The following is a 12,344-nucleotide window of genomic DNA, read 5'->3' as shown; positions in this document are numbered from 1 at the left end:
GTTTGCCCAGTTCATCATCATGATCGCTATTGTCCGGCCTGCCGAACGTGAGTCTGTCTCTTTTAGTCCGAAATGTAATAGGCGTTGACGAGGCATTGACCCCCGCGAAAGGCCTTGTCATTTTTCAGACACGTAGCTGAGCGGCCGCCGATACGGTCCGGTTGGTCAGATGCCTAAGATCGGTGGTGGATGGACGGCACGCCTTAGAGTCGGGAAGGGTCGTCACCGCAAACCCGTTGATGAGAGGGAGACCGTGGACCTCTGGGACCTCACCAGGCTGCTGCTCCGCCGGTGGTACTTCGCCGTGCCGATGCTGCTGGTCACGGTTGGTGCGGTGGTGCTCGCCGCCAAGTCGGTGGCACCCGACTACAAGGCCATGGGCTACATGCAGCTGATTCCGGCACCCAGTGCCGGCAAGCAGCCCGACCCCAAGGCCAAACCCAAGCCGGCCAACCCCTGGCTGGACCTGGGATACGCCGCGCTGGGCAACGCCGCCGCCATCACCGTGACCGACCCGACGACCATCGAGAGGCTCGACAAAGAGGGCTTCTCGGACAGCGTCACCGTCGTGCTCAGCGACCGGACCCCGCTCTTCGAGATCGAGGTCATCGGCGACAGTGAGCAGCAGGCCACCGCGACGGTGCAGCGCGTGATCAAGCTCCTGCAGGACGACATCGCCGCGAAGCAGAAGCAGTACGGCGCCCTCAAGGAAGACACCATCTCCACTCTGGTGATCAACGACGGCAGCACGCCGTCGCAGGACACCGGCATGCGCAAGCGGGTGCTCATCGTGGCCGCCGGCCTCGGTGTGCTGATCACCACCGCCGCCACGATCATCCTGGACTACTGGCTGCGCCGCCGCTCGCGTGGCAAGGACGGCGACAGTGACGCCGGCACGCCCGCCGAGCCGGTGGCGACCGGGAAGTCCGAGCCGATCCGCTCCACGGGACTCTCCGACAACGCCGAGAAGACGCAGGTTCTGCGGCCGCAGCAGCGAAGCAGCAGCTCCGGCGGCTCCGGGGGGTCCGGCGGGTCCGGTGCCGAGCGCAACGGTTCCGAGATCAAGTCGCGGGCCGCCGTGCACCCGCAGCAGGGCCGGGCCCGCAAGCCCGTCACCCCGCCGGAGGAGGCGGTGGACGCCACCATCGTCCTGCCCGCCCCGTCCTACTCGCACCGCAACCACGGCAAGCGCGCGTAACCAGGCCGGTATCAACCATTCGGCTGACCGCCGGACCGATCCTCGGCCTGTCCTGGAACCACTACGGCCAATCCATTCCGGATCGGTGGACCACGTCGCGTAACCGACAGGCTCCTGTGTGGATATCCGGGGACACGCTACGTTCGTCCTGATCTTCCGGCAATTCGTGCACGCCGATCGGCGGTGCACCGTGAAAGGGGTAACGGGTGACCCCAGCACCCATGGCGATGGCGTCGCAGATGATCCGCACCGTGCGGGCGCGTCGCGACCTCGCCGGCCGGCGTCCTCCGCGCTTTCTCACCGGCACCGACGCCGGTGGCCCGCCGCGGGTCTTCTACCTCTCGCCCGACCTGGACAAGCCGAGCGGCGGTGTCCGCAACATCTACCGGCACGTCGACGTGCTGAACGGCCTCGGCATCGACGCCGCTGTGGTGCACACGGCCGGCGGGTTCCGGTGCAGCTGGTTCGCCAACGACACCCGGGTCGAGGCGGCCGCCGACGTGCGGCTGCGACCGCGTGACGTGCTCGTCACCACCGAGTGGCACGGGCCGTGGCTGCACAGTCTGCCCGCCGGGGTGCGGAAGATCGTGTTCAACCAGGGGCCGTACTGCACGTTCGACGCGACGCCGTTCGAGGAGAGTGCGGCGGGTGCGCCGTACGCCGATCTTCCCGGCCTGGAAGGCCTGCTGACCGTCTCGGAGGACGGTGAACGGCTGCTGAGCTGGACGTTCCCGACGCTTCCCGTGCACCGGGCCCGGCCCGTGGTGGACCGTGCGGTGTTCCACCCCGGCTCGGGGCCGCGCCGCCGCCGGATCGGCTACCTGGCCCGCGGCCGCCGGTCGGAGGAGCGCGAGATGCTCCTGCACATGCTCCGGGCCCGCGGTCTGCCGGCGGACTGGGAGCTGACCCCGATCAGCGGGTCCGAGGCCCAGGTCGCCGCCGCGATGCGCGAGTGCGCGATCTTCCTGGCCTTCGGCTTCCGGGAGGGCTTCGGCCTGCCGCCGGCCGAGGCGATGGCGAGCGGCTGCTACGTCGTGGGCTACACCGCCCTCGGTGGCGCCGAGTTCTTCGACCCGGCCTACTGCACGCCGGTGCCGGAGTGCGACCTGCGCGCGTTCGGCGAGGCCATCGAGGACGCGATCCGGCGCTACCAGGAGGATCCGGACGAGATGGAGGCTGTCGCGCTCAAGGCGTCCGCCACGATCCTCGGCCGCTACGACGTCGCGGGCCTGACCGGCGACCTGTCCTCCTTCTACTCCGCGCTGCTTCCCGCGGCCGCCTGACCAGCCGATCGATATGAGCCAATCGACGATGCCGGCGGTGCATCCGGTCGACCTCGAACCGTCGCTGATCGCACCGAACCTGTACTCCTCACGCCGGGCCAACCTGCGCCTCGACGTCGCCGCGCTCTGCAGCATGGTGATCGTCCTGCTGTACGCGATCCCGGCGCCGCTCATCGTCCCGCAGATGACCTTCGCCGGGCGGCCCGCCCTGCTGCTGTCGCTCGCCCTGTTCGCCTGGTGGTTCGTGGCCCGGCTGAGCCCGTCCCTGCTGCTGGTCGGCCGCCAGCCGCTGCGCTGGGTCGCGCTGCTCTATCTGGTGTCCATCCTGCTGTCCTACATCGCCGGTCTGGTGCGCGGCCTGCCCACGCTGGAGGCGAACCGGCAGGACTTCACGCTGCTGCTGACCTTCGAGTTCCTCGGCCTGGTGCTGATCGCCGCCGACGGCATCCCGAACTGGGCCCGGCTGCGCAAGGTGCTGCGGGTCCTGGTGTGCGCCGCCGCGTTCATGGCGTTCCTCGGCATCCTCCAGTCGATCTTCGCCTATGACGTCACCCAGTGGCTGGTGGTGCCCGGCCTCGAACTGAAGGGCGCGCTCACCGACTTCCAGGCGCGCGGCGAGGGCGGCCGGTTCCGGGTCGCCTCCACGACGGTGCACTCCATCGAGTTCAGCGCGGTGCTGGCCATGGTGATGCCCTACGCCATCCACTTCGCCCGGTATGCCCGGACCAAGGCGTCCCGCCGCTTCTACGGTCTGCTGACCTTCGTCATCGCCGGCGCGGTGCCGATGGCGATCTCCCGCACCGGGATCCTGGCCCTGGGCATCGCGATGGCGATCATGTTCCTGATCGCCTGGAACTGGCGGTTCCGGTACAACTTCCTGGTGCTGGCCTGCGGCCTCACCGGCGTGCTCGTGGTCGGCCGGCCCGGTCTGCTCGGCACGCTGCGCTCGATGTTCCTCTGGGCCGAGGCCGACCCCAGCGTCGACGGCCGCACCGAGGACTACGCGCACGTGTCCGCCTGGTTCGCTCAGCGGCCCTGGCTGGGCCGCGGGCCGGGCACGCTGATCCCCGACCTCTACATGATCCTCGACAACCAGTGGCTGCTCACGCTGGTCACCGGCGGGATCGTCGGCGTCGTCGCGATGGCGGCGCTGCACCTGACGTGCCTGTGGCTCTCGGTGCTGGGCTTCCGCCGGTCCGCGACGGACGAGGACCGCCACCTGTGCGCGGCACTCATCTCCACGCAGATCCTCGCGGTCCTGTGCGCCCTGACCTTCGACTCGCTGAGCTTCACGACGTTCTCCTTCACCCTCGCCCTGCTCTCCGGGGTGTGCGGTGCGGTCTGGCGTCTGACCCACCCGGCTCGAACCGTCCGGACGTCCACGGTGCGACGCCTCCTTGAGTAAGACCGATCTCGAAAGGTTGATGGAAGCTCGATGGTGACGAGAACCCGACCGTTGCCCCTTCGCGGGCGGCCACGGGTCTCCGTGGTGGTTCCCTGTTACAACTACGGCCATTTCCTGCCCGACTGCGTGCAGGGTGTCCTGCGGCAGGACGGTGTCGACGTCGACGTGCTGATCGTCGACGACTGCTCACCGGACGGCAGCGCCGCCGTGGCCCGGCAGCTCGCCGAGGCCGACCCCCGGGTCAGGGTGATCGAGCACTCGGTGAACGCCGGGCACATCGCCACCTACAACGAGGGCCTGGCCGCGGTCGACGGCGACTACGTCGTGCTGCTCTCCGCCGACGACCTGGTCACCCCGGGCTCCTTCCAGCGGGCCACGGCGCTGCTGGAGGCGCACCCCGAGGTGGGCATGGTGCACGGCTTCACGCGGACCTTCACCGACCAGCCGCCGCCGGCGCGCACCGAGGTCAAGAGCTGGACGCTGTGGCCGGGTGCCGAATGGATCGCCCGGGTGTGCCGGTCCGGCGGTAACCCGGTGGCGACGCCCGAGGTGATGCTGCGCAACGACACCATGCGCAAACTGGGCGGGTACGACAAGCGGGCGCCGCACGCCGGTGACTTCCTGATGTGGCTGCGAGCCGCCGCGCTCGGCGGGATCGGCCGGCTCAACGGGGTGGACCAGGCGTACTACCGGGTGCACGGCAAGAACATGCACACCCAGCAGTTCGCCGGCGCCGACACCGACCTGCGTGGCCGGTACCAGGCTTTCGAGATCTTCTTCGACGAGGACGCGGGCGGGGTACCGGACGCCGGCGCGCTGCGCACCGCCGCCGCCCTGGCGGTCGCCCGGGAGGCGCTGGCCATCGCCTGCTCCCTCTACGAGGCGGGGCCCTCCTCCGACGACAAGGCACTCGCCGCGCGGCTCGTCGCGCTGGCCGAGGAGATCTATCCGCCGGCTGCCTCCAGCCGGCTGCGGCAACGGTACGGGCGACTGGCACAACGCGAGGCCGAGGGCAAGGGTCCTCTCGTCCCGCGCCGTGTCAGCGCCTTCAACAAGCGGGTACGCCATCACGTCGCCTGGCGGCGCTGGCGGCGGTCCGGAGTAGAAAGCACGGTGAAGTTGCCATGACCGGCCTCGAAGGGGACCAGGACGACGTCATCGTCCTGTCCGGTTTGACGAAACTGTACGAACCGACCCCGAAGTGGATGCGTGCCTTCGCGCGCTCGCACCTCACCCAGCCGATCAAGGCGCTGGACGGGATCGACCTGGTGGTCCGGGCCGGTGAGATCTGTGCCGTGGTCGGCCCGAACGGCGCCGGCAAGACGACCCTGTTCCGGATCATCATCGGGCTCACCGAGGCGACCTCCGGGCACGGGCACGTGATGGGCCTCGACGTCGCCCGCGAATCCGAGCAGATCCGCCAGGTGGTCGGCTGGATGCCCGCTGAGGACCGCAGCCTGCTGATGCGCGCCACGGTCCGGGAGAACCTCCAGCTGCACGGCCGGCTCCAGGGCATGTCCCGCAAGGAGCTGGAGGCGCGTATCCCGTACGTGCTGGAGACGGTGAACCTGTCACCGCAGACCGAGACGGTCATCGCCAGCCTCTCGGCCGGCATGAAGGCCCGGGTCCGCCTCGCGCGCGCCCTGCTGCCCGGCCCCCGCGCGCTGATCCTCGACGAGCCGACCGGCGCCGTCGACCCGATCGCCGCGCACGGGCTGCTCAACCTCATCATGGATCTGGTCAAGCAGGAGCGCCTGGCCGTGCTGATCTCCTCGCACCGGCTGGAGGAGATCGAGGCGCTGCAGTCCAAGGCGCTGCTCATGGACGGCGGCCGGATCAAGTACTCCGGCGACCTGGACAGCCTGCGGCAGCAGTGGGACCGGCCCCAGCTGGAGCTGGTCCTGAGCAACGAGTCGGACACCCGCCTGGTGGCCGACGGGCTGCGCGCACAGGGGCTCGATGTGGTCGTGGACGGCCTCACCGTCCAGTGCCAGCTCGCCGGCGACCAGACCATCGGCGCCGTACTCGGCGGTCTCGGCGGCACGGCCGCGTCCATTCAGCACATCCGGGAGACACCCATGCCCCTGCGGGACCTCATCGCCCACGTCTACCGGCTGAACCCGGCCGCCGGGGGTGCCCCGTGACCACCACGCACATCTACCCCAGCGCGATCCGGAACCGGACCCGGTCCCGCAAGGTGATCGAGACGCTCGGCGCGTACATCCGTCTTGATCTGGTCGAGGAGCGGATGTTCCCGGCGACCAGCATCATGCGGTACATCGCCGTGGTCTTCCCGGTGCTGCTGTACTTCTACCAGAGCTCGTTCCTCGGCGCCGGTCCGGAAGTCTTCGCGGTGATGCTCATCGGCACCGCGGTCACGGCCGGCCTGCAGGACGCGCTCACCCAGCTCACCGCCCGGCTCAACTTCGCCATGGAACGCGGCACCCTGGAGACCTATCTGGTCGAGCCGGTGCCGTGGGTGCTGATCCCGATCGCCATGAACCTGTGGCGCAGCTTCACCGGCGGCCTGCTGGCCTGCTTCATGATCGCGGTCGGCTGGATGCTCGGCATGCCGATCGACCCCGCCGGTATCCCGCTGGGCATCCTGGTGCTGTTCCTCGGCATCCTGGCCTGCAACGCCCTCGGTACGCTGGCCGCCAGCTTCCTGGTCCTGTTCAAGCGGGGCGACCCGGTGGTCATGCTGTTCCACCTCGCCGCCAGCGTGCTGGGTGGTGCCCTGTTCCCGATCAGCACGCTTCCCGAGTGGATCCGCTGGGCCAGCTATCTGATCCCGCACACCTACGTGATCAGCGCCGAGCGTCAGCTGCTGATGCCGACACCGCCCGCCGGTGAGCTCAGCGTCAGCCTCTCGATCGTGGTGCTCAGCATCATGTGCACCGTCATGCTCGGCGGCGGCCTGTACGTCTTCGACCGCTCGCTGCGGCTCGCCCGGCGCCTGGGCATCCTCAGCATCTGAGCCGGCACCAAGGCAGGCGTCGACGGTGAGTAGGCACCGGCAGTAAGCAGGCAAGAAGAATGGCCCCGGCATCGTGCCGGGGCCATTCGTCTGTGCTGGAGGTGGTCCACCCGCTCGATGACCGCCAGACGGAGATGTTCGGTGGCGCTCACGAGGACTCCGGCTGGGCGTGGGTGCTGCCTCGAGCGCCGGGAGGCAGCACTGGGAGCCAGCTGGTTACCGAGCGGTCAGCCGCAGTCCTTGAGCTTCTTGGTCTCCTTGAGGATCACGCCGCGGTCGAAGTCGTAGTTGACGACCGCGTTGCCGCCCCAGTTGCCGATCTTCGCGCAGTCGACTTCGACCGGACCGTACTCCGCGCTGCCGCCGACGATCTTGTTGCCGGTCACCGCGGGGAAGTTGCCACCGGTCAGGCGCAGCGCGTAGCCGCCGCCCGCGAGCAGGTTGTCCTGGATCGTGCCGCCGGCGTTGTCCTGGTCCGGGATGAAGATCGGCGCGGTCGGGCAGTCGTCGCGGCGCTGGTCGATGGTGTTGTGCCGGATGACCGCTGTGGGAGCGCCGTAGCCCTGGATGCCGTCGCCGTGCGGGTCGACGCTCTGGCACATGCCGGCCGGGACCGCGAGCTGGGCGAACGAGTCCTCGATGGTGACCTGTGCGGCGCCGGCGAAGCTGCTCGCGCCGATGCGCCAGCCCTCGATGCGGTTCATCACCTTGCAGCGCCGGCACGTGTAGTTGGCGACGCCGAACGCATATTGCTCGTTGCTGGAGACGGACTCGCCGGGCTTGTTGACGACCTCGGTGTCCTCGATGGTCAGGTGCCCGTAGATCTTGTCGGAGAGGAAGTTGTCGACGCCGCCGTAGATCCGGGTACGGCGGATCGTCACGTCCGGGGCCTTGACCAGGATCGTCCCGGTGACCAGGTGGTCGGAGATGACCGCGCCGGCCTTGGTGACGGTCAGGTCACCCTCGATGGTCTTCTTCGGCGACCAGCCGGCCGGCACCCCGGTGCAGCCCGCTGTCGGGTAGGCGGGGAGGGCGCAGCCGCCCTTCGACACGGATTTGGTGGTCGTCGACCCGGCCGGCTTGCGTGACGCCGACGACGAGGGGGACGCCGACGCCGAGGACGGAGCCGAGGCGGACGCCGACGCTGTCGCCGCGGAGGGCGGGATCGACTGCACGCCGCTCGGCTGCCCGGCCACGGTGGGCACCGACGCGTCGGCCTGCGCGACGTTCTCCGGCGAGCCGTCACGGTTGTCCCTGGTCGAATACCAGGTGAATCCGACGGCTATGAGAATGACCACGCCGAAGGCGGAGCAAACCGTAGCGGCCCGGCGAAAACGGGTCCCGGTGAAGAAGGTGCGGCGGTGCTTCATTTCGGAGAGGCTCCTCGAGTAGTCAGCCTACCGGCTCGGACGATAATACGTAGTCAGGGCGCCGATGGAGACCCGGGCATTGGGCATTGTGGAAAGTGGCACGGATAGCTCGTGCCAAATTGGGCATTTCACAATTCGTGTCGTCGGTCATGGATTCTTGATGTGCGCCACAGTGACCGGAATCTGACAGATGTCGGCTCTACGCATACCGCATAACGCGGTGTCAAGCGGCTGATCGGGCCGGACGTGACATCCAGTCAGGACGACCCCTACGGATATCGGACCGAACCTATGACAATATCTGGCACAACGGCCTGCCCCGCGGGAACGGACGATATCGTCGTGCGGCAGGTTCCACGGTAAATGTCAGGGAGTACACGTTGACCGACCGCGTCGGCTTTGTCCGATGGGCCGCCTGATGGCAGTCCGGGTCGAGCCCATCACCACCGCCGACATCCCCGCGGTGGCTCGATTTCTCCACACCAATCTCAACGGCCGCGTGACGGCCGACGCCTGGGAGCAGGCGGTGCAGGTGCCCTGGAAGGTGTCCGCGCCCAACCACGGCTTCCTGCTGCGCGACGACCGGGGCGACGTGGTGGGGACCTACCTCGCGTTCTACTCCGAGCGCACGATCCGCGGGCAGGTCCGGCGGTTCTGCAACCTCGGCGCCTGGTGCGTCCTGCCGGAGCAGCGCTTCCACAGCCTGAAACTGCTCAAGGCCCTGCTCGCGCAGCAGGACTACGAGTTCACCGATCTGTCGCCCAGTGGGAACGTCGTACCGATGAACACCCGGCTCGGCTTCTCCTTCCTGGACACCGCCACCGCGGTGGCACCCAACCTGCCGTGGCCCGCGGTGCCCGGCGGCGGCCGGGTCAGCGCCGACCCGGCGGTCCTGGAGCGCACCCTCACCGGCGACGATCTGCAGATCTACCGGGACCACGCGAGCACCGCCGCCGCCCGGCACGTGGTGCTGACCCGCGGAGGGCGGTACTGCTACGTGATCTTCCGCACCGATCGCCGCAAGAACCTGCCGCTCTTCGCCTCGGTGCTGTACGTCAGCGATCCGGAGCTGTTCCGGGCGATGCTGCGCCGGTTCCAGAGCCACCTGCTGACCCGGCACGGCATCCCGGCTCTGCTGGCCGAGATCCGGGTGATCGGTCACCGCCCCGCCCTGTCCCGCATGCTCGCCGACACGCGCCGGAAGATGTTCCGCAGCGCCGGCCTGACCGAGCCGGACATCGACTACCTCTACAGCGAGTTGACCTGCCTGAGCTGGTGACTCCGGCGGCCGACGTACCTTCGAGAAACCGATGAGGGAAACCGAACACATGCGCATCCGTTTGCACGACCTGCTGGCCGGCGCCGCCGGCCGGTCCGGCGACGCGCCGGCCGTGACGTATCGCGACGACACGTTCACCTACGCGGAGCTGTGGCGCGACGTGCGCGCCGCCGGTGCCGGGCTGCGCGGCCTCGGCCTGGCCCGCGGGGAGCGGGTCGCCGTCTATCTCGACAAGCGGATCGAGACGGTCACCGCCGTGTTCGCCACCTCGGCCGCCGGCGGCGTCTTCGTCCCGGTCAACCCGGTGCTGCGGGCCCGGCAGGTCGCCTACATCCTGGCCGACTGCGACGTCCGCGTGCTGGTCACCACCGCCGAGCGGCTGGCGGCCCTGGGCGACGAACTGGACCAGGTCAAGTCCCTGGAGCGGATCGTCATAGTCGGCGGAGGAGCCGGTGGAGAAGTCGGCGGGGGAGAGGCCGGTACCCGCCTGCCGGTCACCGCGTGGGAAGACCTGCGCACCGGCACCGGCCTGCCGGAGAGCCAGGCGATCGACATCGACATGGCCGCGATCCTCTACACCTCGGGCAGCACCGGCAAGCCGAAGGGCGTGGTGCTCTCGCACCGCAACATGCTGGCCGGTGCCGAGAGCGTCAGCCAGTACCTGGAGATGACCGGCGAGGACGTCGTCCTGGCCGCCCTCCCGCTCAGCTTCGACGCCGGGTTCAGCCAGCTCACCACGTCGTTCGCGGTCGGCGCGCACGTGGTGCTGGTCAACTACCTGCTGGCCCGCGACGTGGTGAAGCTGTGCGCCAAGCACGGTGTCACCGGCCTGACCTGCGTACCGCCGCTGTGGATCCAGCTCGCCGAGCAGAACTGGCCGGAGGAGACCGGCAGCCGGCTGCGCTACTTCGCCAACACCGGCGGGCGCATGCCGAAGACGACCCTGGACCGGCTGCGGGCGATCTTCCCGGCCGCCCGGCCCTACCTGATGTACGGGCTCACCGAGGCGTTCCGCTCCACCTACCTCGATCCCGCCGAGGTGGACCGCCGCCCCGACTCGATCGGCAAGGCCATTCCCAACGCGGAGGTCCTGGTGGTCCGCCCGGACGGCAGCGTCTGCGACCCGGGGGAGGAGGGTGAGCTCGTGCACCGCGGCGCGCTCGTCGCCCTGGGTTACTGGAACGACCCGCAGCGCACCGCCGAGCGGTTCAAGCCGCTGCCGGGCGCCGAGGGCGCGCTGACCACCGAACTGGCCGTCTGGTCCGGTGACTCCGTGGTCCGTGACGAGGAGGGCTTCCTCTACTTCGTCGGGCGTACCGACGAGATGATCAAGACCTCCGGCTACCGGGTCAGCCCGACCGAGATCGAGGAGGTCGTCTACGGCACCGGCCTGGTCCGCGACGCGGTCGCGCTGGGCGTACCGGATGCGAAACTCGGTCAGCGGATCGTGGTCATCGTCAGCCCGGCCGGCACCGAGGAGCTCGACCCGGCCGCCGTCAAGGCCGCGCTGAAGAAGGAACTCCCGCTCTACATGCTGCCCAAGGACGTTCTGGTACGCCCCGAGCTGCCCCGATCACCCAACGGCAAGTTCGACCGCAATCTGCTACGTCAGGAGTTGGACGCGTGACCGCATTCGAGCAGATCGACGGAAAGCTGGCCGTCGGCGGAGTGCCGGTGGACCGGCTCGCCGAGCGGGTCGGCGGCACACCGTTCTTCGCGTACGACCGGCGGCTGCTCACCGAGCGGGTCCGGTTGCTGCGCGACACCCTGCCGTCCGACCTCCAGCTCAGCTACGCGGTCAAGGCGAACCCGATGCCGGCCGTGGTGCAGCACATGAGCGGCCTGGTCGACTCGTTCGACGTGGCCTCGGCGCTGGAGATGCGCACCGCGCTGGACACCACGATGCCGGCGAACCGGGTCAGCTTCGCCGGGCCCGGCAAGACCGACGCCGAGCTGCGCCAGGCGGTCGCCGCGGGCGTCACCATCGAGCTGGAGTCGGAGAACGAGGCCGCCCGGATCGCCACCGTCGGCTCGGCTCTCGGGCTCCGGCCGCGGGTCGCGGTGCGGGTCAACCCGGACTTCTCGGTCAAGGGTTCCGGCATGCGCATGGGCGGCGGACCGCAGCAGTTCGGTGTGGACGCCGAGCGCGTTCCGGCGCTGCTCAAGGAGCTGGCCGGCACCGACCTGGAGGTGCTCGGCTTCCACATCTTCGCCGGGTCGCAGAACCTGCACGCCGAGACCATCTGCGAGGCGCAGCGGCGGACCGTAGAGCTGATGCTGCGGCTGGCCGGCGACGCGCCGGAGCCGGTCCGCTACCTCAACCTGGGCGGTGGCTTCGGCATCCCGTACACCGACCGCGACAAACCGCTCGACCTGGCCGCGATCGGCGCCAACCTGACCGAGCTGCTGCGCGACGAGGTGCGTCCCCGCCTGCCCGAGGCCCGGGTGGTCGTCGAGCTGGGCCGGTTCCTGGTCGGCGAGGCCGGTGTCTACGTGACCCGGGTCGTCGACCGCAAGGTGTCCCGCGGCAAGACCTACCTGGTCGTCGACGGCGGCCTGCACCACCAGCTCGCCGCGTCCGGCAACTTCGGCCAGGTGATCCGCCGCAACTACCCGATCGCGGTGGCCAACCGCATCGACCAGGAGCCCGCTGAGCAGGTCACCGTCGTCGGCTGCCTGTGCACCCCGCTCGACCTGCTCGGTGACAACGTCACGCTGCCCGAGGCCGGCGTCGGGGACCTGGTCGTGCTCTACCAGGCCGGGGCGTACGGTCTGACCGCCAGCCCCACCGCATTCCTGAGCCACCCGGCACCCGTCGAGGTGCTCCTGTGA

General features: G+C 69.4%; 10 protein-coding genes. 9 read left to right on the top strand and 1 reads right to left on the bottom strand.

The window, feature by feature from the left end; genetic code table 11:
- Positions 1-253: 253 nt before the first annotated feature.
- The 6 genes from ACFQV6_RS33210 to ACFQV6_RS33185 all read left to right on the top strand — a co-directional run bounded on the left by ACFQV6_RS33210 (position 254) and on the right by ACFQV6_RS33185 (position 6,863).
- Positions 254-1,198, top strand: a complete 945-nt coding sequence (locus tag ACFQV6_RS33210; RefSeq protein ID WP_378031604.1) for a hypothetical protein — start codon at positions 254-256, stop codon at positions 1,196-1,198.
- 206 nt (positions 1,199-1,404) lie between these two features.
- Positions 1,405-2,481, top strand: coding sequence for a glycosyltransferase (locus ACFQV6_RS33205; RefSeq protein ID WP_378031603.1), 1,077 nt, complete (start codon positions 1,405-1,407; stop codon positions 2,479-2,481).
- A gap of 37 nt (positions 2,482-2,518) precedes the next feature.
- On the top strand, positions 2,519-3,886 hold the full coding sequence (locus tag ACFQV6_RS33200; RefSeq protein ID WP_378031602.1) for an O-antigen ligase family protein: 1,368 nt from the start codon (positions 2,519-2,521) through the stop codon (positions 3,884-3,886).
- A gap of 81 nt (positions 3,887-3,967) precedes the next feature.
- The gene (locus tag ACFQV6_RS33195; protein ID WP_378031601.1) at positions 3,968-5,014 is read left to right on the top strand and encodes a glycosyltransferase family 2 protein; all 1,047 of its coding nucleotides are present in this window, start codon (positions 3,968-3,970) and stop codon (positions 5,012-5,014) included.
- Entirely contained in the window at positions 5,011-6,030 is a 1,020-nt protein-coding gene (locus ACFQV6_RS33190; RefSeq protein WP_378031600.1) for an ABC transporter ATP-binding protein, read from the top strand. Before ACFQV6_RS33195 ends, ACFQV6_RS33190 begins: the two co-directional genes overlap by 4 nt.
- Positions 6,027-6,863, top strand: coding sequence for an ABC transporter permease (locus tag ACFQV6_RS33185; RefSeq protein WP_378031599.1), 837 nt, complete (start codon positions 6,027-6,029; stop codon positions 6,861-6,863). The genes ACFQV6_RS33190 and ACFQV6_RS33185 overlap by 4 nt, the downstream gene beginning before the upstream one ends.
- A gap of 227 nt (positions 6,864-7,090) precedes the next feature.
- Here ACFQV6_RS33185 and ACFQV6_RS33180 read toward each other — a convergent pair whose 3' ends face one another.
- Positions 7,091-8,233, bottom strand: coding sequence for a hypothetical protein (locus ACFQV6_RS33180; protein ID WP_378031598.1), 1,143 nt, complete (start codon positions 8,231-8,233; stop codon positions 7,091-7,093).
- Positions 8,234-8,639: 406 nt separating this feature from the next.
- Between ACFQV6_RS33180 and ACFQV6_RS33175 the strand changes: the two genes are divergently transcribed.
- The 3 genes from ACFQV6_RS33175 to ACFQV6_RS33165 are packed head-to-tail and all read left to right on the top strand — an operon-like array spanning position 8,640 to position 12,344.
- Positions 8,640-9,512 carry a hypothetical protein gene (locus ACFQV6_RS33175; protein WP_378031597.1) on the top strand — a complete coding sequence of 291 codons (873 nt, stop codon included), beginning with the start codon at positions 8,640-8,642 and terminating at the stop codon, positions 9,510-9,512.
- A gap of 49 nt (positions 9,513-9,561) precedes the next feature.
- A complete protein-coding gene (locus ACFQV6_RS33170; RefSeq protein WP_378031596.1) occupies positions 9,562-11,139 on the top strand; it encodes an acyl-CoA ligase (AMP-forming), exosortase A system-associated in 1,578 nt (525 codons plus the stop codon).
- Positions 11,136-12,344, top strand: coding sequence for a pyridoxal-dependent decarboxylase, exosortase A system-associated (locus ACFQV6_RS33165; protein ID WP_378031595.1), 1,209 nt, complete (start codon positions 11,136-11,138; stop codon positions 12,342-12,344). The genes ACFQV6_RS33170 and ACFQV6_RS33165 overlap by 4 nt, the downstream gene beginning before the upstream one ends.

The organism is Actinoplanes sp. GCM10030250 (genome assembly GCF_042666575.1).
Classification (GTDB): Bacteria; Actinomycetota; Actinomycetes; order Mycobacteriales; family Micromonosporaceae; genus Actinoplanes.
The sequence above is the reverse complement of the archived record's forward strand: the minus strand, read 5'-3'. Positions and strand labels throughout refer to the sequence as shown.